General features: G+C 63.6%; 15 protein-coding genes. 3 read left to right on the top strand and 12 right to left on the bottom strand.

Annotated features, from left to right (window positions below):
- Positions 1-42: 42 nt before the first annotated feature.
- Positions 43-525, bottom strand: a complete 483-nt coding sequence (locus ACGFK1_RS31155) for a nitroreductase family protein (protein ID WP_393439057.1) — start codon at positions 523-525, stop codon at positions 43-45.
- Positions 526-787: 262 nt separating this feature from the next.
- Here ACGFK1_RS31155 and ACGFK1_RS31150 point away from each other — a divergent pair, with 262 nt between their 5' ends.
- Positions 788-1,609, top strand: coding sequence for a phthiotriol/phenolphthiotriol dimycocerosates methyltransferase (locus ACGFK1_RS31150; RefSeq protein ID WP_393439054.1), 822 nt, complete (start codon positions 788-790; stop codon positions 1,607-1,609).
- A gap of 312 nt (positions 1,610-1,921) precedes the next feature.
- Here ACGFK1_RS31150 and ACGFK1_RS31145 read toward each other — a convergent pair whose 3' ends face one another.
- From ACGFK1_RS31145 to ACGFK1_RS31130, 4 genes are all read right to left on the bottom strand, one after another.
- Positions 1,922-4,921 carry an RND family transporter gene (locus ACGFK1_RS31145; RefSeq protein ID WP_393439052.1) on the bottom strand — a complete coding sequence of 1,000 codons (3,000 nt, stop codon included), beginning with the start codon at positions 4,919-4,921 and terminating at the stop codon, positions 1,922-1,924.
- Positions 4,918-5,382 carry an MmpS family transport accessory protein gene (locus tag ACGFK1_RS31140; protein WP_393439179.1) on the bottom strand — a complete coding sequence of 155 codons (465 nt, stop codon included), beginning with the start codon at positions 5,380-5,382 and terminating at the stop codon, positions 4,918-4,920. Before ACGFK1_RS31140 ends, ACGFK1_RS31145 begins: the two co-directional genes overlap by 4 nt.
- Before the next feature lie 158 nt (positions 5,383-5,540).
- Positions 5,541-7,028 (bottom strand): flavin-containing monooxygenase, encoded by a 1,488-nt coding sequence (locus ACGFK1_RS31135; RefSeq protein WP_393439049.1) that lies wholly within the window; start codon positions 7,026-7,028, stop codon positions 5,541-5,543.
- 182 nt (positions 7,029-7,210) lie between these two features.
- Positions 7,211-7,996: an alpha/beta hydrolase gene (locus ACGFK1_RS31130; RefSeq protein WP_393439177.1), complete on the bottom strand. Its 786-nt coding sequence runs from the start codon at positions 7,994-7,996 to the stop codon at positions 7,211-7,213.
- Between the two features lie 220 nt (positions 7,997-8,216).
- Here ACGFK1_RS31130 and ACGFK1_RS31125 point away from each other — a divergent pair, with 220 nt between their 5' ends.
- Positions 8,217-9,050, top strand: a complete 834-nt coding sequence (locus ACGFK1_RS31125) for an SDR family NAD(P)-dependent oxidoreductase (protein WP_393439046.1) — start codon at positions 8,217-8,219, stop codon at positions 9,048-9,050.
- Between the two features lie 72 nt (positions 9,051-9,122).
- On the opposite strand, the gene ACGFK1_RS31120 is transcribed toward ACGFK1_RS31125, so the two are convergent.
- The 3 genes from ACGFK1_RS31120 to ACGFK1_RS31110 are packed head-to-tail and all read right to left on the bottom strand — an operon-like array spanning position 9,123 to position 11,076.
- Positions 9,123-9,884, bottom strand: a complete 762-nt coding sequence (locus ACGFK1_RS31120) for a nitroreductase family protein (RefSeq protein ID WP_393439043.1) — start codon at positions 9,882-9,884, stop codon at positions 9,123-9,125.
- Positions 9,877-10,380 carry a DUF2505 domain-containing protein gene (locus ACGFK1_RS31115; RefSeq protein WP_393439040.1) on the bottom strand — a complete coding sequence of 168 codons (504 nt, stop codon included), beginning with the start codon at positions 10,378-10,380 and terminating at the stop codon, positions 9,877-9,879. The genes ACGFK1_RS31120 and ACGFK1_RS31115 overlap by 8 nt, the downstream gene beginning before the upstream one ends.
- Before the next feature lie 12 nt (positions 10,381-10,392).
- Positions 10,393-11,076, bottom strand: coding sequence for a flavodoxin family protein (locus ACGFK1_RS31110; protein WP_393439037.1), 684 nt, complete (start codon positions 11,074-11,076; stop codon positions 10,393-10,395).
- 61 nt (positions 11,077-11,137) lie between these two features.
- On the opposite strand from ACGFK1_RS31110, the gene ACGFK1_RS31105 reads away from it, so the two are divergent.
- A complete protein-coding gene (locus tag ACGFK1_RS31105; protein WP_393439035.1) occupies positions 11,138-11,968 on the top strand; it encodes a class I SAM-dependent methyltransferase in 831 nt (276 codons plus the stop codon).
- On the opposite strand, the gene ACGFK1_RS31100 is transcribed toward ACGFK1_RS31105, so the two are convergent.
- The 4 genes from ACGFK1_RS31100 to ACGFK1_RS31085 form a co-directional block, all read right to left on the bottom strand.
- Positions 11,961-13,214 carry an acyltransferase gene (locus ACGFK1_RS31100; RefSeq protein ID WP_393439032.1) on the bottom strand — a complete coding sequence of 418 codons (1,254 nt, stop codon included), beginning with the start codon at positions 13,212-13,214 and terminating at the stop codon, positions 11,961-11,963. The two genes, ACGFK1_RS31105 and ACGFK1_RS31100, sit on opposite strands and share 8 nt — an antisense overlap.
- A 14-nt stretch (positions 13,215-13,228) precedes the next feature.
- Positions 13,229-17,611, bottom strand: a complete 4,383-nt coding sequence (locus ACGFK1_RS31095) for a type I polyketide synthase (protein ID WP_393439175.1) — start codon at positions 17,609-17,611, stop codon at positions 13,229-13,231.
- 47 nt (positions 17,612-17,658) lie between these two features.
- Entirely contained in the window at positions 17,659-23,082 is a 5,424-nt protein-coding gene (locus ACGFK1_RS31090) for a type I polyketide synthase (protein ID WP_393439029.1), read from the bottom strand.
- On the bottom strand, positions 23,082-26,012 hold a 2,931-nt coding region (locus ACGFK1_RS31085; RefSeq protein WP_393439026.1), incomplete at its 5' end, for an SDR family NAD(P)-dependent oxidoreductase. The genes ACGFK1_RS31090 and ACGFK1_RS31085, both read right to left, overlap by 1 nt.

Genomic DNA, 26,012 nt, shown 5'->3' with positions numbered 1-26,012 from the left:
GTCGAATCTCCCCCGACTCGCCGGACGTTTGCTCAACTGAGGCTAGGACCCGCTCGCCTCTGCGTCAACCCTGGCCGATGCATGCGTGGCCACAGGCGTCGTGCCAAGGCCGGTTGCCGCTCGACCGGTTTGCGCGCCGTCGGCCGGTAGCGTCCGCGCGGCCAACCGAGGGCCAGGACCCAGCAAGGGTTTGCGGCGCAGACAGGCCACTGCCAGGACCGAGATCTCGGTGAAGTTGTCGACCTGCCACTGCACCGCCCGAGCGGTCTTGGCCATCGACTGGTCGCGGGCAGCCATGCGCCGGATCATCGTGTAGCAGTTGATATTCCAGAGCTGACGGTTTCGCTTGGCGAGCTTCCTGACGTGGCCGTCCTTGACGACGATGAACTCCCAGTTCTGCCCGTTGTTGCCGCTCGGTGCGCGCAGCGCCAGCTCGATGCACATCAACACCACCGCGTCGTCGACCGAGTCCGGCAGGACGCGTCGGATCGCGCGCTGCGTCATCATCGCGTCAGACAGCGACATGTCGAGGCCGGGCCAACGCCTCGGACGCGGTCTGCACTCCCCCTGACGCGCCGGAAGCGGAAGTATCGGTATGCGGCGTTTCGGTCCTGCCGGGAAGGCTGCCCAAACCACGCTGGCCGATGTATTCGGACGGAGTGCCCCCGGTGTGGCAACATCGCGCGCACGTGCCCGACCCGGGCCGCCAGCCGGTCTGGACCGCAGCCCGATACCCGCCCGCTATCGAGCGCTGCCTGCGATACTGCCCTGCATGAGTCGCAGTCCCATGCAAGGCTTGGACAGAATCGGCGTTGGCCTCGTGTACCGCATCGGGTCCACCGCGACCTATAAAAAGGTCTTCAAGTACTGGTATCCCTTCATGACGCGTCGGCTTGTCGGGCACGAGGATGTTGTGTTCTTGAACTGGGGCTACGAAGAAGATCCGCCGATGGGTCTGCCACTTGAGGAGTCCGACGAGCCCAACCGCTACAGCATTCAGCTCTACTACCAGACCGCAACCCAGATCGATCTCAGCGGCAAAAAAGTGCTGGAAGTCAGTTGCGGCCACGGCGGCGGAGCCTCCTACCTGGTGCGCACACTGCATCCCGGCTCCTACACCGGGCTGGACTTCAATTCCGCGGCCATCGAGTTCTGCCGAAGAAGGCACAATCTGCCCGGCCTGGACTTCGTGCAGGGCGACGCCCAGAGCCTGCCGTTCCCCGACGAATCCTTCGATGCGGTGATCAACGTCGAGGCTTCTCACATCTACCCCGACTTCGACCGTTTCGTACGCGAAGTGGGGCGCGTCCTGCGCCCCGGCGGGCATTTTCTCCACGCAGATTTCCGCAATCGCGACAACTTCCCCGCCTGGGAAGCAGGACTGACTCAGCCCCCGCTGCGGCTAGTCTCCGAGAAGATCATCAACGACCAAGTTCTGCGCGGCTTGCACAAGAATTCACCCCGGTCAAACGAACTGATCAATCGTTATTCGCCGCCCTTCCTGCGCCGCTTCGGCCGCGAATTCGCGGTCGTCGATGGCTCGATGTTCTACAAAGACCTCGAACGCGGCGAAATCCATTACCGCACCTACTGCCTCACCAAGGACTGAGGCGGGCCTTCCAGATAAGTCGCTGAGCGAGCCTTGAAGCCCGGGACTGCCCCAGCGAGGTGCGGATTCGTTCGGCGACGGCAACCACCCTGGTTCGAGCATCATGTCGTGACCCATGTTGGGAAAGAACTCCGCTTTGGTCCGACGTGCACGCGCCGTTGCGCGTACTTCTTTGCGGGCGTGCGCGTCGTCGTCATCGGCCCCCAACGAGAGCAACGGCGTCGTCACCCGGTCTGGTACGCGGCAGGCGCACCAGACTGCCTCACAAACGATCAAGGCTGTGCAGCACCTGCTCAAGGCCCTGAACCGTTCTTAAGCCAGTGGCGGCAACTTGGCTGTCGGCAAATCCTGGGAATCAAGGTCGGGTGCAACCGGCTGCTGCGCGACGCGGGGCAATGAGCCATGGCTTCTGGCGCGGGGCGGGCGCGACCGAACCTTCGTGGGCCACCAGAACCAGCGTCCCAGCAGCGCGGCGGCGGACGGCATCATGAACGACCGCACCACCAGGGTGTCGAACAGCAGACCGAGACCAATCGTGGTGCCCACCTGACCGACGATTCGCAGGTCGCTGACCACCATCGAGGCCATCGTGAACGCGAACACCAGCCCGGCCGTGGTCACGACCTTGCCGGTGCCGCCCATCGCACGGATGATGCCTGTGTTCAGCCCAGCGCCAATTTCCTCCTTGAACCGGGCGACCAGCAGCAAATTGTAGTCAGCTCCAACGGCCAAAAGAATGATGATCGACATCAGCAGGACCATCCAGTGCAAGTTGAAGCCAAGAATGTACTGCCAGACCAGCACGGACAGCCCAAACGAGGCCCCCAATGAGCCCACTACTGTCCCCACGATCACCAGCGCAGCAATAAGGCTTCGCGTGATGATCAACATGATGATGAAGATGAGGCAAAGCGATGTGATCCCTGCGATCACCAGGTCGTAATTCGAACCTTCTTTCAGGTCTTTCAAGACTGCCGCGGTGCCCGCCACGTAGATCTTGGCGTCCGCGAGCGGCGTCCCCTTGAGGGACTCCTCAGCAGCCGTCTTTATGGGGTCGATGCGTTCGATGCCCTCTTCCGACGCGGGATTCTCCCTATGCGTAATGATGAAGCGCGCCGCCTTCCCGTCCGGTGACAGGAACAGCTTCATGACGCGCTGGAAGTCCGGATTGTCGAATACTCCCCGAGGCAGGTAGAAGGAATCGTCGTTTTGGGCGGCGTCGAAATCCTGGCCCATGGCAGCCGTGTCGCCGCTAACCTCCTCCGTTTGCTCAATGATTCCGGACATCGTGCTGTATGTCGTCAGCAGCGTGGTCTGTACGCTTTCCACGGTAGCGATCTGCGCGGGCAACAACGCGAGAAGCTGCGGCATCACCGTGTCGATATTCTCCAGATCTGGCACGACTTGGTCCCGCATGACCGTGTCGATATTGTCCAGATCTGGCGTGAGCTCGTCCAGCTTGTCACTGATCCTGTCCACACCATCTGATGCGTCATATGCAGACCTCAGCGCCCCGCAGATCGGGATGTTCTCGCAGTGCGGTTCCCAATAGAAATAATTGCGTATAGGTCTAAAGAAGTCGTCGAAATTGGCAATCTGGTCCCGTATTTCCTTGGTGATATCCACCGTTTCCTTCGTGACGCCAATTGCGTGGTGCGTGGCGTCGGCAAGCTCTTTCGTGGCGCCGACCGAATGGTGAGTGCTGTCGGCAAGCTGTTGCAAAAGTGCATACGTTCGCTCCAGCGTCGCAGTGGTTCCGCCAAGCTCGTCGGCCTGCTTACGCATGTCCTCCAGCCGGTCTTTCACAAAGGCCATATTCTGTTTCAGTCCGGCGTTTTGGATGCTAAGCAAGAATGGTATGGAGGTATGCTGGAGCGGCGCGCCCTCAGGCCGAGTTGCGCCCTGCACCAGGGCAACCCCTTCAACGCCGAAGATGCCCTTGGCCAGTTTGTTCAACACCAGAAAGTCCGCTGGATTGCGCATATCGTGATCGGACTCGATCATCAAGATTTCGGGTCTCATCCTCCCCTCGGAGAAATGGCGCTCAGCAGCCGCCCACCCGATATTGGCGGGGCTGTCCTGAGGTATGTACGGCCGGTCTTCGTAGTTGACCTTGTAGCCCGCCAGTGCCAGCAGGCCAACAAGAGCCAACGCGCACGAAGCCACAAAGATGGGTACGGGCCAGCGCACGACTGCCGTCCCTACCCGCCGCCAGCCACGAACCGACATCGTGCGCTTGGGTTCGAGGAGACCGAAACGGCCGGCAACGCTAAGAACGGCGGGAACCAGCGTTAGCGCAACCGCAACCACGACGAGCACGCCCACCGCGCACGGGGCGCCCATGGTTTGGAAAGTCGGCAGTCGGGTGAAACTCAGGCAAAACGTCGCTCCGGCGACAGTCAAACCGGAGGCCAAGATCACGTGAGCCACCCCGCGGTAAGCGGTGTAGTAGGCCGTCTCCCTGTCTTCGCCGGCTTGGCGCGCTTCGTGATATCGCCCGATGAGAAATATCGCGTAGTCCGTTCCCGCGGCGATCACTAGGCATATAAGGATACTGATGGCAAAAGTTGAAATTCTAATAACGCCGACGTCGCTGAGAAAGGCGACGATTCCCCGGACCGCCGCTAATTGGACCCCAACCATGGCTAACACCAGGAGCACCGTCGTGATCGACCGATATACCAGAAGCAACATGATAAAGATCACCACGACAGTTGCCACCGTGATTTTCATGCTCGCTCGGTCACCGGTGGCGGCCATATCCGTTAGGAGCGGCGTCGGGCCCGTGACATAGGCCTTCACCCCAACCGGCGCGGGAGTTCGCTGCACGATATTCCGAACAGCCTCGACGGATTCGTTCGCCAGCGCCTCGCCTTGGTTCCCGGCGAGATTCAGTTGAACATACGCGGCCTTGCCGTCCGCGCTTTGCGCGCCCGGCGCGGTCAGCGGGTCCCCCCAGAAATCCTGGATGTGCTGCACGTGCTTCGTGTCGGCGTTCAACTGACGAATTAATTGGCCGTAGTACTGGTGCGCCTCCTCACCGAGGGGTTGCTCGCCCTCCAATACGATCATCGCAATACCGTCAGTGCCTGATTCCCTGAATAATTCGCCGATGCGCTTCATCGCTTTTAGCGACGGCGCGTCTTGGGCGCTCAGCGATACAGCATGTTCTTTCGCGACCTGCTCTAGCGCTGGGACGCCGAGACTCACTATGAGAGTGATCGCCAACCACCCAAGAATGACAGGCACCGCAAAACGACGGACCGTTCTCGCGACGACCAGTCTGTCGTGGCTTCTGTGCTGGGTGCTCACGGGCCCTGCACCAGGCAATGCGTAAAGGCGTTAACTTCGTTCGAAACTCTTTCGGCTTTGACCTCACCGTCGATGACGATGCGACAGCCAATACTGTCACTATCACCCTGCGCCACGAGGCTGGCTACGACTGCCGGCGAGTCGCTCGTCATCGTCAACGACCACGGCAAGCGCACTCCATCGACCAGCTGGGGCTGCGAACTGGCATTGAAATAGCTGAGATCTGCCACGGTCCCCGCTGGGCCGAAGACCTCGTATGTCACCCGCTTAGGCTTGAACGGCTTGGTGTCGGCAATGTGACCATCGGTATACGACGGGCGCTTTTCCGAGCCGAAAATGCCGTGAACCCGCGACACGATGAACACCCCACATCCGATTACCAGCAAAACAACCAGCGGTAACCACACGCGAGCAAAAACTCTGGCAATCGTCATCCCCCTCAACCGCTCCCACTGCTGCACGGTAGTTGCCGCCGGCACGCTGCGTCTCGGTAGTCACACAAATCCGCCCCGCCCGAAATTATGCCCACTGCTCGGCAGGTCCGTCCCAATGCGGTTTTGACGCCGTGGGTTTGCTCGACGCCGGCCACCCCCAAACCGATCATCGGTGACTTTCGGCGTCACGATATCGCGTAGTCCGTCATCGGGAACCGGTCCTGTTCCTGGACGGCGTTGCGCACTGACGTCGGACGAAAAAGCGGTGCTTCCCCGGTGTGGTGGTTGAACCAATATGAGCGTGAGGTTGCGCAGCTGCCGAGGTGAAACACCGAATCGTCGAGCAGCTTGGTCATCCGCTCCAGGAAGCGGGCATTGGCGTCTTCGGTGACCTCGAAGGTGCGCGCATCGCGACGCTGCAGTTCGCCGAACAGCCGATTCATGTGCCGCATCTGGTATTCAACCGTGTTGAACCACGACAGCCCTACCCACGCAAACGGGCTGGCCATGGTCAAGAGGTTCGGGAAGTACGGCACCGAGATGCCTTGATACGCCTGGAACCTGGTCTCCCGCCACCATTTTCCGAGGTTCCGGCCCTCCCGCCCGATCACCTCAATCGCCGGTAGGTTGGCGTCCCACACGTCGAACCCGGTTGCCAGCACCAGGGTGTCGATAAACCGCTTGGTGCCGTCGCGCCCGACGATGCCGTCGGGCTCGATCCGGTCGATGCCACTGGTTTCCAGGTGCACGTGCGGCCTGGTAAACGTCTGGTAATAGTCATTGGAAATCGTCGGTCGCTTGCAGCCGAAGTCGAAATCCGGGTCCAGCTTGCGTGATAGTTCCCAGTCGCGCACCGACAGCAACCGATGGATTTTGGACAGTCCCGACATGGCCTTGTTGACCAGCTTGAAACGGCGGTATTTCCACATCGTGATGACCATCATGAAGTCCGTACCGGTGTCGGTGAACCACCGCAAGATCCGTTGCGTAAGCGGCACCCGGGCGAAGAGCCGTTGCACGGCGGCCGGGAATACGACGTCGGACTTGGGCAGCACCAGGATCGGCGTGCGCTGATAGACGGTCAGCTCGGAGACTTCCTTGGCCAGCTCGGGAATGACCTGAATACCGGTGGAACCGGTTCCAATGATCGCCGCCCGACGTCCGGTCAACGAGTAGCTGTCATCCCAGGCGGCGGTGTGGATGATGCGACCTCTGAACGTCTCGATACCGGGAATATCCGGGGTACGCGGCTGGGATAGGAAGCCGGTCGCGGCGATCAGGAACCGCGTGTTCAGAATCTCACCACCGGCAAGCGCCACCCGCCAGAGCCGGGCATCGTCGTCCCACCGGGCGCCGTCGACGGTGGTGTTGAACCGCATGTGGCGACGCACGTCATACTTATCGGCCACATGCTCGGCGTAGCGTTTCAGTTCGGCGCCCGGCGCGAACAGCCGCGACCAGTACGGGTTGGGTTCGAACCAGTAGGAATACGTGGTCGACGGTTGATCGACGGACAGGCCCGGATAGTGGTTGACATGCCACGTACCGCCCAGGTCATCCTCTCGGTCAACGATCAGGATATTGTCGTAGCCCAGGCGCTTTAACTGGATCGCCGCGCCGATTCCACCGAAACCCGCCCCCACGATGACCGCGTCGATTTGCTGGGTCCCCATAAGCTACGAACGCTACTCCACCTGTTCCCGGTCCGTCCGCGGTTAACTGCCACGCCATCTGCGCATCTTGTTTCGCGTCGGCCGCGAATTCGCCGTGGTGGCCGGCCCGTGGTTCTATCGCGTCCCTGAGCCCCAACGACTGAGGCGAATGTGCCCGGCAGCGGCCGTCACCGACGTGGGCATTACAGGCCGTGAGTGCCGAGCCAGGTGTGGATTCGTTCGGCGACGGCAGCCCAACCAGGCTCGAGCATCATGTCGTGCCCCATATTGGGAAAGAATTCCGCTTCGGTGCGGTAGGCGCGTGCCGTGGCGAGTACTTCTCTGCGTGTATGCGCGCCATCCTCCTCGGCCCCGAGGACCAATAGCGGCGTCGCCACCCGTTTAGGCCGCGGCAGCCTCAGCACCGCGCAGTCGATGCCGATTCGCGCGCTCTCTTCTTGCAGCCGTGCCGCGTAGGCCACGACTTGGGGTTCGGGCGTGTGTGCGGAGAAGAATCTCTCCCGCGCGAGTTGCAGAGTGCTGACATACGGCAACGACTTCCCGGTGCACGCCATTTTGGCGAAATGCCACGGGCGATGTCGTATCCAGCGTAGGGCGGATCCCAGGTTTCCGTGCGGAGGCATGGACGTCATCAAAACGCCGGCAGGGGCGTCGTGCGACTCCAGATACTTCTGCACGATGAAACCACCCATGGAGTGACCGATGACCACCGGTCTGGTGGGCAGGCTGTCGGCAACTACGGTGACGTCCTCGACATAGTCGGCGACCGAACAGAGCCGCAGCGGCTTGTCGGACCGACTGTTGCCGTGTCCGCGAAAACTCACCGCAAGCGCGCGATAACCCTTGTCCGCGAAGAAGCCGAGGAAGTTTTCGTCCCAACACCAGGCGGCATGCCAGGCCCCATGGACGAAGAGCAGGGGGACCGAGTGGGCCTCACTGACGCACCCCTTGTCGATCACCTCAAGCACCGTGCACGCCTCAGCCTTTTCCCGGTGAAGATTCTGTTCTGGAGCCATCGCAACGTATCACGCGGGGGTGGCCTACCGATCTCGACGCTGAGGTGTTCTCAGGGTAGGTTCAGCGCAGCCGTTAACGCGATATTCGGAGGGGTACATGCAGGCCGCCGTGCGTTCGTCTGGGACGAACTCGGCACGCTGTGGACTAGCCTTTTGCTGAGCACCTGACTCGATGAAAACCAAGCCGATTGCCCTCGTCACCGGGGCGACGAGTGGCATTGGTGAGGCCACCGCTCACCGGCTGCACGCCCGGGGCTATCTGGTGTTCGCCGCTGGCCGCAATCCAAAGGCCCTCGAAGCGCTGCGGTCGCGGGGCTTGGCAGCCCGCGCCCTCGACGTCACCGATGAGCACGCCGTGGCCCGGCTTGTCGAGGAGATCCACACCGACCACGGCGGCGTGGACGTCCTCGTCAACAACGCTGGATTCGGGCTTTCCAGCCCACTCGAGCAGGTGGCGTTACCCGACCTGCGAAGCATCTTCGAGACCAATGTTGTTGCGATGCTTCACCTTTCGCAGGCTGTGTTACCCGGTATGCGCGCCCGGGGAGCAGGCACTATCGTCAACATCGGTAGCACCGCCGGACGGTGGACGTCTCCCGGCGCAGGCGCATACCACATCAGCAAGTACGGCGTCGCGGCCCTCTCACAGGTCCTCGGGGCGGAAGTGCGGCCGTTCGGGGTGCGGGTGGTGTTGATCGAACCCACCGGGGTACGCAACACCAGGTTCACCGAAGCGCGACAGACGGCAATGCCGTCGGAGGCCGAGGACGATGTGTACCGCGAGTTCAAGCGGCGCTACGTCGAGATGACATCCGCGCTGGCCGAGAAACCGGTCGTCACGGTCGATGCCGACATGGTCGCCCGCGCGGTGGTCCGGGCGGTCGAGGCCAATAACCCCAAACCCCGCTACATCGTGGGGGTGTCCGGAAAGGCCTCCGTGCTGGCTCGCCTGCTGCTGACCGATCGGATGTGGGACCGGGTCATGATGAAGGGCCTCAGCGGCTAGCGTCATCATCCTGAATGCCGCTGAGCGGCAAAGGAATCCGTGTAACTGTCGGATCCCAACCAGTTGGGAAACTCAGCGGGCGGGTCGCTCGTGCGTGTCGAGCCAGGCCCGGTTGCCGTAAGCATCGCGATGCGCCACCTGTTCGACCGGTTTGCGGGTGGCCACCCCGTAGCGTCCGCGCGGCCACCCCAGCGGCACAATGCAGCACGGAGTTACCGCGTGCGGTAAGCCGAGGACTCTTCGCGCCGCCGTCTGGCTCCACAGCGGCAAGGTGATCAGGGACGCACCAAGGCCCATGGCACGCGCGGCCAGTAACAGGTTCTGCACGCTGGGATAGATCGATCCCCAGTATGCCGACTCGGCCACATGCGGCATCCGCACGAACGGCAACCGTCCCTCGCGGGCACCGAGGCGCAGGCAGGCCACGACCAGGACAGGGATCTCGGTGAAGTGGTCGATCTGCCACTGAATGGCGCGCGCGATCTTGGCCATCGATTCGTCGTGGGCAACCGCGCGCCGCAGCACTACGCCGCGTTGGATCTTCCATGCCTGGCGATAGCGCTTGGCGAGCTTCTCCTTGACCCGGCGGTCTTTGACGACGATGAATTCCCAGTTCTGCCCGTCGTTACCGGTCGGTGCGCGCAGGGCCAACTCGATGCATTTCAGCACCACGTCGTCATCGACCGGGTCGGGAAGCACGCGCCGCACCGCGCGCTGGGTCATCATCGCCTCGAGCAACGGCATCTCCAGACGCGCCAGCGCCTCGGCTGTGGTCGGCACCGCCACGGACGTACCGTCCGACGGATCAGGCAGCCGTTGTCCGGTATCAGGCATGCGCGGTAATCCAGTTCGTGGTGAAGCGGTGAATTTCAGCGAAGCCATCGGCGAACTGGCCCGCGACGTAGCTCTCGATCTTGCCGCCGACCAACGGGACCTTGAACTCCACCGTCGCAGACAGATTCAGCCTTGAGCCGTCTCCCGACGGCGCCAGCACGGCCGCACCACGGCCCGATCCCGGCGCGCCGATCACCGCGACGCTGATCTCCCCGCTGAGCCGACTATCGTCCGCCGAGCGCCACTTCTCCGTGCTCACGATGTTCAGGTCACCTCGATACAACGTGGCGAGCATTCTGGGCAGCCCACCCCGGCGCAGGTCGTCGGTGACGGTCACGGTTACCGTGCCGTCGGGGTCGACGACCAACGAGTCCAGCGTCTTGGCGCCGCCGAAGGCGGCGAGCCGGGCCAGCCAGTAATCCTGTGCGCCGAACGCTGAATGGACTTGTTCGACGGTGGCGGGCGATTCGAACGACACGTCGAATGAGCGGGGCATAAGCAGCTACCTCTACTTGCCGAACAGTCGATCCGCGAGGCCAGCGGCGAAGGTTCGGGTCTGCTGCAGCTGCTCGGGCTGAACGTTGGTCGGCGGAATACGCACACCCAGGTACTTTTCGCGGTACTCGCCTGAGCCCAGATAGCTGGTCAGCGACAGCATCGAACGCAGCGTGTCGCCGGGGTAGGTGAAGTGAACCTCGTCCACGAATTTGCCGCCCTGCTGCTCGGCGAGCTCGCGCACCGCCGTGAGGTTTTCCAGCCAATACTGACGGCACACGACGAACACCGCGAAGGGCTTGCCGGACAGTACTTTTCGTGCCTCGTCCGACTTCAGGAAGGAGCGCATCGGCATACTCACGGTCTGCCACCAGGTCGGTGAGCCGATGCAGATCAGGTCGTAGTCGCCGTTTCGCACTGTATCCGGGGTTCGGATCTCCCCAGTGGCACCGCGCTTCTGGGCCGGCAGCACGCCGAGCATGTCGGGCCATACACGTCGCATCGGAAAACGCGAAAACCGCTCGGAATACCGCGGATCGGTGAACTCGATCGGCGCCTTGTGTACCTCGCAACCGCGCTCCGCGAATACCTTTCCCGCGGCCTCAAGCACTTTGAGCGACTGCCCCGTGTAGCTGTAGTACAGCAGCAAAACTCCGGGCGGACTTCCGTTGCGCCCGTCGCTGGTCGTGTCCGTCATCGCGCCTCCTTATTCAAACTTCTGCTGCATCCATGGCCCGCCTGGCGTTTAGGCTGGCGATGTGACCGACAAAGTTTCCGTCGATCTCCACGGCGCCGCTCAGACCATGTTGACGACCTTGTATCTCAAGGCGTTGGACGCCGATTTCGACCGGCCCGTTTTGGGCGACCGGTACGCGAAGGAGACGGTCGACCGAATCGATTTCGACTGGGACGTACTCGAGGCGCCCGGCAGGTGGGCACCGCTGGTCACGGTGCGCAGCGCCCAGTACGACATCTGGGCGCGTCAATTCCTGGCGGTTCATCCGCACGCCACTGTCGTCCATCTCGGGTGCGGTCTGGACAGCCGGGTGTTCCGGCTGGATCCGGGGCCGGACGTGGAATGGTATGACGTCGACTATCCGGACGTTATCGCGTTGCGCGAGAAGATTTTTCCGGCCCGCCCACACTGCCACCTGGTCGCGACGTCGGCAACCGATCCGTCCTGGCTCGACCAGATTCCCGCCGACCGCCCGGTGCTGCTGCTGGCCGAAGGCGTCAGCATGTACCTGACCGAGCGCGACGGTGTCGCGCTGCTTCAACGGGTCGTCGACCGCTTCACCACCGGCGAACTGCAGATCGACTTCTACAACTGGCTGGGCATCAAGTCGCAGAAGACGCACCGGTTGCAGCGGCAGTCCGGTTCGACGCTGTTTTGGGGCGTCAACAGCCCGCGCGACATCCTGGATCGGGTTTCGGGGGTTCGGCTGCTGACCGCCACGACGTTGTTCGACGCGAGCACGTTCAGCCGGGTACCGGCTGGCTTCCGGCACGGCAGCCGTCTGGCTCGTGCGGTTCCGCCGCTGCGCCACATGCTGCAGTACCACCGCTACGCCTTCGGCCCGGTCAACTGACACCCGCGTGCTGTTCGGCGATGCTGCGCAGCAGTGAACGTATTGCCTCGACCGATTTTTCCGGCGCCGGGCCATGCGAGTGGTACTCGATGTTCAACTGCCCGTTGAAGATCTGGGTGAAGTAAATATCGATTCCGGCGCTGACCGCGAAATACAACTCGCCATGGGTAGCGGTCACCTCCGTCCCCGGTGGTGTCCGCACCGGGGGGACCAGGCCATTATTGGACAGCACGACGACATCGGGCAGTCCCGGCGGGTTCCCGACGTATTGCGGGCTGAAGTGCAGCCGGGACTGTTGGATCACACCCTCTGACAGGTCTGCCTGAAAGGTCTCGGCGATGTCGCGGGCGAGGTCGACCACAGCGGTGGTGTGGTCGATTTCAGCGAGGTAGGTCGCCAGCCCGATCGGGTTGGTGCACCCGGTCGCCGACACCGGTGGTGAGAGGAAATAGCGCAGATCCACGGTGTAGACGTAGGGAACCGGGATGTTCAGCTTGCCCCGCAGCCGCCACTCCGCTATCAGGACAGCAGCAGAGAGCACGGCGTGCAAGCTGAGGTCATGTGCCCTACCGAACGCAACGACGTCGTCCGTCTCGCGCTCGCTCAACCGACACGACACCATCGGAACACGCACCGGTGACGCCGGTTTGACGTCGGTGGCGGCACGCCGGGTGGGCGGAAGGTCGTAGGCGAACATCGCCGGCATGAACCGCTCGATGCCTGAGCGCTTCTGTTTCTGCACGCCTCGGTCGGCGAGCACCGCCTCGATCGATTCCGGCGCGGGCTCGACACCGACGGCACCGATGCGGCCATTGCAGACCAGGTCGGTGTAGTACGACAGCAGTTCCTCGATGAGGACGTACATGTGATGACCATCCGCCAGAGCATGGTGGACGTAGAGCGTCGGCTGTGCTTGCCCATCGCGGATGGTCACTCGTAAGGCGACCAGCGCCTCGTTCTGGTCGAAATGCAGTGGAGGGGCTTCGGCGGCCGGATCATCGAATTCCACCACCTCGATTCCGGCCGGCAGCAGGTCATCGGTGACGAGCTGGTGCCTTCCGTCGGGGAGACGTTCGAGGTGAGCGGTGAGAACTGGATGTGCTTCGAGCAGCGCATCATAGGCAGCCGAGAGGGCATCGATATCGATCGGGCCCGTCACATGCGCGGCCAGACCCACAAAATTATGGGTCTCAGCGAGCATCTCCTCGCTGTTCGCCAACTTCCGAATGACTGACGTGGGAAACACTTTCCGGCTCTCTCTTATGCCTCAGTAGACGACAGGTCCACCAGCGTCAGTTCGTCGCTGGCCGCATCCAGTTCATCTTCAGCCATCGCTTCCTGGATCAAATCCATTACTGCGCTGGAGAAAACGTCGGCAAGCGACTCAGCCACGGCCGGCTCGACTCGGCGCGCGTCATACCACCAATCGAGGTGTAGCTCGCCAGCTGAGCGGTACACCCGAAGCTCCACGGCGTGACCCAAGCCCGGGATCGCCTCGCGCACCGGCATGGCGGTGTCGGCGTCGAATTGGACGGGTGCGTCGTCGGATGACACAGATGGCAGGTCAGGAATCGTGCCCACGTACGAGAAGAGAACGTCGGCGTGGCGGGCAGGTCCGAGCAACCGCGCGGTCGGTGCGTAAAGGTAACGCAACAGCCCGTACCCGATTCCGTAGTGCGGGACGGCGTTCAGCGTCTCGTACACGCCGTCCAACAGCTGCCGGGCACTCATGTCTTCGCCCTTAGCGCAACGCAGAGCGACAGGATAGAGGGTGGTGAACCAACCAACCGTCCGGCGCAGGTCGACTTCGGGTCTGAGCACCGACCGCCCCGGCCCCCCGAGGTCAACAGCGACGGCGCCGTCACCGACCGTGGCCGCGATCGTCCGGCTCAGCGCGGCCAGCAGGATTTGGTCGATCGGCAGCCTAAGCCGGCGCCGCGCGTCGTCCACCTCGCTTGTTTCCGAGACAGTCAGCGACGAAGACACTCTCACCAGGTCGGCTACCTCCGGTGGTTCCGAGACTTCCGAACCGACCACGCGCAGATCCGCTGCAATCGCGGTCTCTAGCCAGAAATCGCGGCTTTCCACCACCGCGGGATGCGTGGCGAGCGCGGCGCAACGCTGGGACCACTCAGCCCATGGTGTGGTAACCGGTTGCAGCGCAATGTCTTCACCCGCCAACCGTTGTCCGAACGCGGTGAAGATGTCGGTGAGCAGGATGTCGCGCGACGCGTCGTCGCCCACGATCCCGTGCACACTGATCGCGAGATAGCACAGATCGCCCGGTCCGCCGCGGATATAGGTGGCGGCCAGGGGTGGGCTCGACAAATCCTGTTCGCGGATCTGCTCTTTCAAGATGCCGAACACCGCTTCGCGCTCCTGGAGGCTTCCGGGCGCGATGCCGTTGGGAAGCGACCGGGTGGCCAACTCGGCGAATTCCCGCGGTTCTTCCACGTGCTGTTCCCATGTTCCCGCGCGCTGCAGTATCCGCAGGCGCAGCGTGTCGTGGTGGTTGGTCACGGCCGTCAGCACCGAACGGATGTCCTCGACCGACACATCGTGGCGAAGTTTCAGGATCAGGGGAACCCGCCAGTGGCCGCGCTCGCGAACGCCGCGCTCGAGGAAGTACGTGATGTTCGGCGGAACGGGCGGATGCGCGACTTCACCCGGCGACTGGCGGGCCAGCCCGCCGGCCGCATACCGAGCCACAAGAGCCTTGGCCAGCCGGGCCATGGTTGGGTTGTCGTACAAGTCCTGTGGTGTGAGGTCCAGTCCTTCGTGGGAGGCGGCCATCGCGACGCTGATGGCGACCAGTGAGTCGCCGCCGAGGTCGAAGAAATTGGCGTTCCGGTCAATCGAGCCGACACCGAGGCACTGCGCCCAGATGCGCTGCAACGCCGCTTCGATCGGCGAACTACCGTTGGCGGCTGTATGGGTTGGGTCCGCGGCGCCAGCCGACGGCGAGGCCGCCGCCCCCTTCGTCGCAGGAGCACCGTCCACCCACTTTGCGGCGGCATTGTGGTCTACCCAATGCCGTTGGCGTTCAAAGGCGTAGCCAGGAAGCGAGACGAGTTGCGGACGACGACCGCCGCGCAGGGGTGTCCAGTCGACGTCGATCCCTGCTGACCAGAGTTGCCCCAGCGCCCCCAGGAAGGTGTCACGATCGCTTCGGTTCTGGGCATGGTGGCGCATGAGCCGAACGGCACGATGACCTTCCGACCACTTCGGGTGACGCATAGCGGAGGCCGTCAGGGTGCCGCCGGGACCGACCTCGACGAACACCCGGCAAGGATCTGCCAGCAACGCGTCGAGCTCGTCGGAAAACCTTACCGTCGCCCGTATTTGGCGTGCCCACGTCGCGGGGTTGGTCGCCTCGCCGGCGGCCAACCACGTCCCGGTTAGGTTCGACAGCAACGGTATCCGCGGTTCGCGAAGCGCCAGGCGGGACAGGAAGCCGGTGAATTCCGGGAGCACCGGCTCCATCAACCGCGAGTGGAAGGCGTGTGAGGTGCGGACCCGGCGGGCGGTGATACCCGCTTCGGCGAGGCGACTCTGGAACGTGCGGATGTTCTCCTCGGACCCGGCAACGACGCAGCCGCCCGGATCGTTGACGGTGGCCAGGTCGACGTCTGCCGTAAGATACTCGGTGATGGCATCGGGGCTCAGCGCCACCGCGACCATGACCCCGCGGGGTGCGGCGTGCATCAGGCGTGCCCGCATCGACACCGCCTTGACGGCCGTCGCGAGGTCGAAGACGCCCGCGATGGTGGCAGCGACATACTCGCCGATGCTGTGCCCCGCCAATGCTGCCGAGCGAACACCGTAGATCTCGATCAACTTCGCCAGCGCATACTCCACCGTGAACAGCGCCGGTTGGGTCCGGTCGGTGCGCTCCAGGTTTCGTGCGGTCCCCTCGAATAGCTCCGCACGCAGATCGATACCCAACTCTTCACCGAACCCTACGGCGCACTGATCGAAATGTTCGGCAAACACTGGCTCGGACTCGTAGAGGCCGCGCGCCATCCCGATGTGCTGGGCGCCCTGGCCCGGAAACAGGAAAACAACGCGCTCCGAATTGTCGTTGCTCGCAACGGATTCGCCGACGAACACGTTGTCGTGCTCTTCAGCGGCCAGCACCGCCGCCGCGTGCTGCCCGTCGTTGACGACCGCCGCCATGCGGATGTCTTCTTTCCGGCGGCGAGACAGGGTATACGCAACATCGGGCAGGACGACCTCATCTGAGCCGGACAATTCGGCGGCCAGGGCGGAGCGCAACTGCTGCAGCGCCTCGGCGGTTCGAGCCGACAACAACAGCACCTGCGGACCGGGCTCTGTGACTGGGAGTACGGACGCCTCTGCCGGTGCTTCTTCCAAGACGACATGCGCGTTAGTGCCACCCACACCGAACGAGCTGACCCCGGCGCGCCGAATGCCGTCCCATTCCCATGGGCCGTACTCGGTGCGTACGACGAAGGGTCCTCGGTCCAGGTGCAATTCGGGGTTGGGGCTGGTGTAATGCAGAGTTCCCGGAATTGCCCGGTGTTTGAGGCAGAGAATCGCCTTGATCAAACCCGCCATCCCGGCCGCTGACTCCAGATGACCGATGTTGGACTTGACCGAACCGACAAAGCACGGACCAGGCCTGGTGGCCGTGGAAACACCGAATGCTTGCCGCAGACCTTCGATCTCGATCGGGTCGCCGAGGGGCGTACCGGTTCCGTGCGTCTCGACGTAGCTCACGGTTGAGGCGTCGATCTCCGCGACCGCATGCGCCTCGGCGATGACGTCTGCCTGACCGGCCGCATTGGGCGCAGCGTACGTCATCTTCGTCGATCCGTCGTTGTTGAGCGCCGACCCCCGGATCACCGCATGAATGCGGTCCCCGTCGTCGACGGCGTCCTGCAGCGCCTTGAGCACCACCACCCCGACTCCGCTGCCGAAGATGGTGCCATCCGACCGCACGTCGAACGGCCGGCAGTGACCGGTCGCCGACACCATCGAACCGGGTTCGTGCCAGTACCCGACGCGGTGCGGGATCCGGAGCGACGCGCCACCAGCCAGAGCCATGTCAGATTCACCGTTCAAAATGCTCTGGCAGGCCAAATGAACTGCGACCAAGGACGACGAGCACGCCGTCTGAACCGACAGGGCGGGGCCGCGCAGATTGAACTGGTGCGCCACCCGCGTCGCCAAATAGTCTTTGTCGTTCTGCAACGACAGGTTGACCATCTCGAATGTGACGCCTTGCCCGATGATTTCGTTCGGATCGTGGTGCGACATCAGGTTGTGCAGTAGATAGCCGCTGGTCGTGCTGGTTGCGTACACACCGACTGAACCGTCGATATGCGCTGGGTCGCAGCCGGCGTCTTCCAGCGCATGCCACGCACACTGCAAGAACAGTCGGTGTTGCGGATCCGTCATCCGGGCAGCTTGTGGTGTGAAGCCGAAGAAGTCAGCGTCGAATTCGTCTATCCCGTTCATCAGTGCGGCGCGGCGCACGTACGCGTGATTCGCGAGGGCCTTCTCGCTGACTCCGGCAGCAAGAAGGTCCTCCTCCGACAGGGTGACGATCGACTCCTGACCGCGCCGCAGGTTGTCCCAGAACTCCGACACGGAGTCGGCGCCGGGAAATCTGCCGGCCATGCCGACGACCGCAATCGCGTTGGGCGAGAAGGGTTCGCTGATGCTCGTCACGCTCGGTTTCCTACCTTTCGTCGCACCGCGGCTCGTTGCCGCGCTGCGGCACGCTGCTGGGCTCGGGTGCGAACACCGTTTGCGTTCTCGGTGTTGTCCTGCCCACTCAGGCCGAGTTGACGGATGAGATCGGTCGTCAGGTCGGCAAGTGAGGCACCCTGCAACAACAGGGCCACCGGCGGTTCCACACCGAAATCGCCGCGAACGGTGTTGCGGATCCGCACGGCCATAAGGGAATCCATTCCCAGTTCGGTCAACGGCTGGTCCGCGTCGATGGCGCTGTCTTTGGAGTAGCCCATGATCGCGAGGATGCGTCCGCCCAGACGCGCAGTGACGACCCGGTTGGCCTCGGCGGCATCCATATCGCGAAGCGCATCGGGGCCCGGCCAGTCGTCGTCGCTGTCGACGTCCAGTTCCTCGGCGAGGGTTGCGAAATACCCGAGTTGCTGGATCTCCGGGAATGCAGCCGCCCCACGATCCAGGCGCAGGCGCGCGACGCCCACCCGGGCGATGTCGCCGGCGAGCACCGCCTCCAGGGCCTCTATGCCTTCGATAGGAGCGATGGGGTCGAGAGCACTGAAGGTCAATGAGCGAGCGACGCCGACGTCGGACCACTGGCCCCAATTGATAGTGGTGGCAGGCAGACCCGATGCGCGTCGCCACGCGACCAAAGCATCGAGCCACGCACTCGCACAGGCGTAGGCTGCCTGCCCGGGCGAACCCAGCAGGGACGACGTCGAAGAGAACCCAACCCACCAGTCGAGCTGTCGGCTGGCCGTGGCACCGTGTAGCCGCACGGCGCCGGCTGCCTTTGGCGCCCAGACACGTTCCAGGCTCTCCCTGCTGAGGGCGGCAACGATCTGGTCGTCGATCACGGCCGCGCTGTGCACGATGCCGCGCAAGGCCAGCCCGGTCTCTTCGGCGGCCGTCACGAGTCGCTCGGCCACTCCGGGTGCGGAGATATCGCCAGTGACGACAGCGATCTGCGAGCGTTCTTCGAGCTCCGCGAGGACCGTCCGCTGCTCATCGGAGGGCTGGGATCGACCGTTCAGGACAATGCGCCCGGCGCCGCGGTCGACGAGCCAGCGGGCAACGACGAAACCGATACCGCCCAGACCGCCGGTGACGACGTAGGAGCCATCCGATCGGACGACCGGGTCTTGTTTACCTGCACGGAGCGTCGCGCGCGATAGTCGTTCGACATGTCTGCGCTCTTGGCGCCATGCGATCACATCGTCCTTACCTGCCGAACCCAGCTCGGTAATCAAGGGCGTAAGCGCATCGCCGGTCATATCCAGATCAAGCAAGGTGGTGTGTAGATCCGGATGCTCGTAGGCAAGGACCCGGACGAGCCCCTTAAGGGCACCGATCGCTGGATCTCCCGGCTCATCGCCGTCCACCACCAGTCCATTTCGGGTCACCAGCCACAGCCGCGGCGACTTCCCGTGCCATCCCCCGATCAACGCACGCACCGTAGCCGAGATGGCCCAGGCTAATTCGCGCCCACGTGTCAGCGCGTCATCAGAGTCAGTGCCGTCGAACGGGCGGTGCCCGGCGAACACGACCGCCCCGGCCGGCGGCAAGTCAGGGTCTGCCGCCGTTTTGGCGAAGGCCTCCAGCACCTCAGACTCACGCGAAATGTCCGCGCTGATCACTCGTCGGGTCGGGGAGCCGAATCGGCTAATGAAATCGTTGGCAGTCTCCTCGGTCTCGGCGCCATCAGTCAACACCAACCAGCTGCCATCAGATGCAGCCGAAGGCTCAGAACTGGTCTGCGTTGACGTCTGAACCCAAGTTGTCTCGAAGATCTTCTGCGCCAGCGGCAGCGGCACTGTGCGGCGGTGCACCCGTTGCAAATAGACACCGGTGATTTCAGCAGTTGGATTTCCCGCGTCATCCATCAGGATCGCGCGGCCCACCTTGCCGGTGCTGTCGGTATCGAGATTTAGCAACTCGGCGCGGCATCGCGCGCGGCGACCGACATCGCCGAATACCCGTATCGTCTCGAATGAGACCGGCAGATAGGTGGCATCGTTCGAATCCGCCAACGATTCGGCGGGCATGGCGGCAGCCAACCCCTGCAGCGCCGCATCGAGCATCACCGGATGTATCCGATAACTCCGGTGCGGGGCGGCCTCGTCGGGCAGGACGATCTCCACCTCCGAAGAACCGCCGGGCACGCGAACGATTCGCGTCAACGCGGCAAATGCCTGTCCGTGATGCAAACCCGTGCGACGCAGCCCGGCGTAGAGATCTGCCGGCGATACAACGGTGCCTTCGTCGACAGAACTCATCCGCTCAGGCGGTATCCCGGGCTGCGTTGCCTCGACACTTGCGACCGCATGCCGACGCCAATTGCCGTCGGACGAGCGTGAATGAATCTCGATACGAATGTCGTTCACCGAGTCGTCTGCGGTTCGCATGAGCTGCGTCGTCACCTGGGTCCGGCCTTCTAGACGAAGCATCTGTTCGACCTCGACCCGGTACACGGCCACGTCCTCTACCGGCAAGCCAAGGGCTTCGCTTCCGGCCGCCAGCGCCATCTCGGCGAAGCCTGTTGCGGGCATGACGGCTTGTCCATACACCTTGTGATCCGCCAGCCAAGGGATGACCTCGGTTCCGACATCCGCCTGCCACACATGATCGCGGCCGGATGGCATCTCAACGTGCATTCCCAGCAACGGATGAACATCGGCCGGCTGTCGGTTAGCGGACGAAGATGCGGTCCAGTACTTCGAATGCAGCCACGGTGTCGGTGGGATATCCGCGAAACTTCTTGCGCTGCCGACAGTTTGCGTTGTCGGAGCGGACGGCGGTCGTACCGTGGCCAGATAGGTGTGGAAAGCGAGTGTTTCAGGGTTTTCGCGGTTCAACGTTGCCGCTACCTGGACATCGCCGCGCGGCCTGGCCGACTCCAGGTTCCCGCCTATGGCATGGGTGAGCAGCGGGTGCGGGCTGACCTCGATGAACGTAGCATGGTTTTCCGCAGCCGCCGCCACGGCGTGGCTGAACCGAACCGGCTTACGCAGATTGGCCGCCCAGTAGTCGGCATCAAACGCCGGCGGCACGCCGTTGGTTTGGCCGACCGTGGTGATCAGTGGGATCTTCGGCGCACCCGGTGCCAAATCGGCTAGCGCGCTTCGTAACTCGGGCAATATGGGATCGACGGTGGGGTGGTGCGACGCCACGTCGACCTCGATGCGCCGCGCCAAGCGGCCCTGGGCGTCCACCACGGCGATCACCGGGTCGACCTGGTCGGGCGGTCCGGCGATCACCGTCTGCTGCGGTGCGGCGTATACCGCCACCGTCACATCCGGGTAGTCGACAATCAGCGCCTCGGTGGCCTCGACATCCAGTTCCAACAGCGCCATCGCCCCTTGCCCAGCCAGCCGAGACATCAGCCGGGACCTGGTGGCGATCACTTTCAGCCCGTCAGCCGGGCTCAGCGCCCCGGCCACCACCGCTGCGGTCACCTCCCCCATCGAATGTCCGATCACCGCATCGGGTTCTACCCCGTACGAGCGCCACAAGGCGGTCAACGCCAACTGCATACCCACCAAAACCGGCTGGATACGCGCGATACCCTCCAACGGCTCAGCGGAGGCCAGCACTTGTCGCAGCGAGAACCCGACCTGCTCGACGAACACCGGCTCCAGCTCGGCGACCGCCGCGGAGAACGCCGGCTCAGTGGTCAACAACTCGCGACCCATACCGGGCCACTGCGAGCCCTGACCGGAAAACAGAAATACTGTGCCGGACCCAGGCACGTGCGGATGTGGTGCCACCACCCCTGGCGCCGGGCGACCCTCGGCCAGCGCCCGCAACCCGGCCACCGCCTGCGTGCGGCCACCCGCGCACACCGCGGCCGACCTGGCATGCCGCGGACGGTGATGATTGAGCGTGTACGCAACCTCGGCCAGCGGCACCGCGACCCCGGCGCCCTCAATCCAGTCCGCCAGCACCGTCGCCCACGCCGCGATCCGCTCGTCCGACTTGCCGGAGACCACCAAGGTGGTGATCTCCGAACCGGGGTTTTCCGACGGCGCCGGATCCGGCCCCTGCTCGAGCACCACATGCGCGTTCGTCCCGCCTAGTCCGAACGACGACACCGCAGCTCGCCGGGGACCCTCGGAAGGGGGCCAGGGCATCAGGTCGGTGGGAACGAACAGTCGTGTTGACGCCGAGTCGATCGCCGGATTCCATTGCGAGAAGTGAAGGTTCGGCGGAATCTGCGCTCGCTGCACCGCCAGGGCGGCCTTGATGAATCCGGCAATCCCGGCGGCCGCCTCCAGATGGCCGATATTCGTTTTCACGGCGCCCAACCCGCATGGACCGTCGCCGCGCCCGTAGATATCTGCCAACGCTTCGAACTCGATCGGATCACCCAAAGCGGTGCCGGTGCCGTGCGCCTCAATGAAATTCACCGAGTTACCGGTTACATCGGCGCTGCGCAACGCCCGGGTGATCACGTCCCGCTGCGCGATCGTATTCGGCGCGGTCAGACCGTTGGAGCGGCCGTCCTGATTGATTGCTGAGCCCCGAACCACCGCTAACACCCGGTCCCCGTCACGTATCGCGTCGGTGAGCCGCTTGAGTACCACGATTCCGGCACCCTCTCCCCGCACGAACCCGTCCGCCCCGGCGTCAAAGGTGTGACACCGGCCCCGGGGCGACAACATGCCCCACTTAGCCATCGCGATCTGAGTTTCGGGACGCAATATGAGACTGACCCCGCCCGCCAGGGCCAGATCGCTCTCTCGCAGCCGCAGGCTCTGGCAGGCCAGATGAATGGTGACCAACGACGACGAACATGCCGAATCCACCGCCATCGCCGGACCACGCAACCCCAGCAGGTACGCGATACGCCCGACGGCGACGGCGTGAGCGTTACCAGTTGCCGAGTAGGCATCGATGTTGTCGGGGTTGGCCGCCGAAATACTTTGGTACTCGGTGTAGTACACACCCATCATCACTGCGGCGCGGGTTCCGGCCAGATGATCCGGCGCGATCCCGGCGTGCTCCAACGCCTCCCAGGCGACCTCCAACATCACCCGCTGCTGCGGGTCCATCGCTTCGGCCTCACGCGGGGAAATCCCGAAGAAATCAGCGTCGAAACCGACGACGTCAGATAGGAAACCACCCCATTTCGACGACATCCGGCCGGGCGCGAACGTGTCCGGATCATAGAACTCGTCGGCATTCCAGCGATCCGGCGGGATTTCACTGATCGCATCTCCGCCGTTGGCCAGGAATGTCCAGTATGCCTCCGGGCCAACCACACCGCCGGGGAAACGGCAGCCGATCCCCACCACCGCCACTGGCTCCGCGGCCGCGATGCGGGAAGCCTTGACGAACTGCTCATTCAACGCGCTCTGCTGGTCGGCGGACATGGCCGAAACTCTGTTGAAGATCGTCTTCATCAAAAGATACCGCTCTCACTACCTGCTGAAGTCGATTCCACACTGTCGAACAATTCATCCAACACACTGCTCGCCGACTCGACAGTCCGATCGACGTCGTCCGGCGGCACCTGTTCTGGCGCAAGCACTTCCGCTAAGTACATGCTCAGTGACGAGATGGTCGGGTGATTGAACAACATGTTTGCCGACAAGTCGGTGGCCACTAACTGCTGAGTCTCTCGTAGGACCGTCATCGCCATCATCGAATCGAGTCCCAACTCGGGGAACGGCTGATTCACGTCGACCGCTGATGCCGGCATGCGGAGTTCGCGGGCCAGGATGGCCCGGAGCTCAGCCTGAAGCTCGACGCACAGCTCCTCGGCTGACATCAGCGACCAATCCCGTGCAGGCGCTTCGGATCGGTCGGTCGAGCGCTCCGTGCCGTTCAGAGTGTCCACATCTGGGACGACCCTCTCGAAGTAACCGAGTTCGCGGAACTCGGGGGTCACAGTGACTGCGCGATCGAGACGCAGGCGTGCGACGCCCACCCGAGTGAGGTTGCGACCCAGCAGCGACTCGAGCGCTTCGATACCTTCGCCAGGCGTGATCGGGTCTAGAACACTCAGCGTCAGCGAGCGGCCGATCCCGACGTCCGACCACTGACCCCAGTTGATCGCGGTAGCGGGCAGACCCGATGCGCGTCGCCACGCCACGAAGCCATCGAGCCATGCGTTCGCGGTGGCGTACGCAAGTTGGCCCGGCAAACCCAGAAGCGCTGCCATGGATGAGAATCCAACCCACCAGTCGAGTTGGCGAGTGGCCGTCGCTTGGTGCAACCGCAATGCGCCGGCCGCCTTGGCGGCCCACACCCGTTCCAGGCCTTCCCTGCTCACAGCGGCAACCAGACCGTCGTCGAGCACACCCGCGGAGTGCAGGACTCCGCGCAGTGGCCGTCCGGTCTCTTCGGCGACCGCGACCAGTCGCTCCGCTACTTCCGGCGAAGCGATATCGCCACGGACAAAGATGATTTCGGCACTGGCCGCAAGGCCAGCGAGGTCCCTGCACTGAGCATCTGCGGGGTCGGTTCGGCCGTTGAGAACAAGCCGCCCCGCACCGAGGGCGACGAGCCAGCGCGCGACGACCATGCCCAGACCGCCCAGGCCCCCTGTGACAATGTATGAGCTGTCTGCGCGAACGACCGCGTCATGCTTGTCTGTGTCGAGCGTCGCACGCGTCAGTCGTTCGACGTATCGGCGACCTACACGCCAGGCGATCACATCGTCGCTCGTCGGCGACTCGAGTTCCCTCATCAACGCCGCGACGACGTCATCCGCGGAATCCAGATCGACGAGAGTCGCGTCTAGATCCGGCTCGTCGGCGAGGACGCGAGCCAATTCGCCTGGGAACCGCCAGGTACGGACGACGCCTTTGAGAGCGCCGATCGCTGGATCGCCCGGCTCATCGCCCGCAACTGCAAGACCGTTGCGGGTCACCAACCACAGCCGCGGCGACTTCCCATACCGGCCGTCGGCAGCAGCGCGCGCCGCCACCGAGATCGTCCAGACCAATTCGCGTGCGCGCCGGAGCGCACCATCGGCGTCGGTGCCATCGAACGTACGCTTTCCGATGAACACAATCATGCCCACCAGCGGAAGCTCCGAATCAGCTGCGGTCTTCGTCACGGCTTGCGAAACTGCCGACTCGTCGGACATTCGTTCACTGATGACCCGTCGGGTGGCCGAGCTGAATCGGGCGGTGAATTCCGCCGCCAATGCGGTTGTTTCGGGGTCGTCGTCGGTCAACAGCAGCCAGCTCCCCGCACGCGCAGCCGACATCCCGTCGCCGATTTCAGGAGTCGAACTCTCCGCCCATACGGTGTTGAAGATCTTCTGCTCCAGGGGTAGCGGCACCATGCTGGGGTCTGTGCGCCGCAGCCGAATGCCGGTAAGTTCCGCGGTCGGGGTACCGATGTCGTCCAGGAGTGTGACCCGGCCAAGAAGGCCGGCACCCTCATGCTCGAGATTCACCAGCTCGGTGCGGCACCTGGCCCGTCGACCGACATGCGCGAACACCCGCATCGTCGCCAACGACACCGGCAGATATGCGGCCTCGGTCGAATCACCACCCAATAATTCATCTGGTACAGCGGCGGCAAGACTCCGCAGCGCCGCTGCGAGTGTCATCGGATGGATGCGATAGCCCGGATGGTCCACAATGTCCTCAGGCAGCACGATTTCGGTGTCTGAACTACTGCTGGCCAGCGACCCGGGCCTCTCGGCCGCACGGTCCCGGTGCGTGACGTCCACGCCGGCCGCCGCGCATCGACGCCAGTTCCCGCCGGCGAGACTGGCATAAATCTCAACGTGAATCGCGTCGTCGTTGCTTCGAGCGAGCTGCGTGGTGAACCGCGTCTGACGATCCAGGACAAGCGTTTGCTCAACCTCGAGCTCGTTGACCCGGACGGCCTCAGCGGGCAGGCCAAGAGCTTCGCAGCCGGCAGCCAACACCATTTCGGCAAAACCGGCCATCGGCATAACAGCCTGCCCATGCAGATGATCAGCCAGCCACGCCATCGTCCCGGTTCCGAGCTCCACCTGCCACACATGGTCTCGGCCCGACGGCATGTCAACGTGGAACCCCAGCAGTGGGTGAGTTTCTGGCATCCTCTGAGTGGGCGACGGAGTCTGGACCCAATACTTCGAATGCAGCCAGGGCGACGGGGGAACGTCCACGAGTCGGCAGCCGTCCCCACTGGGTGGCGTCACACCAACTGCAGCAAGCCGTGTATGGAAGAACAGTGTTTCGTCCTCGCCTTGCTTCACCGACGGGGTCACCAGGACGCTGTCAATCGAAGACGTCGATTCCAGTGTGTCGGAGATGGCGTGGGTGAGTGTGGGGTGTGGGCTGATTTCGATGAAGGTGGTGTGGTTTTGCGCTGCCGCTGCGATGGC

Origin of the sequence: Mycobacterium sp. NPDC048908, assembly GCF_043197955.1 — a bacterium.
Lineage (GTDB): Bacteria > Actinomycetota > Actinomycetes > Mycobacteriales > Mycobacteriaceae > Mycobacterium.
The sequence above is the reverse complement of the archived record's forward strand: the minus strand, read 5'-3'. Positions and strand labels throughout refer to the sequence as shown.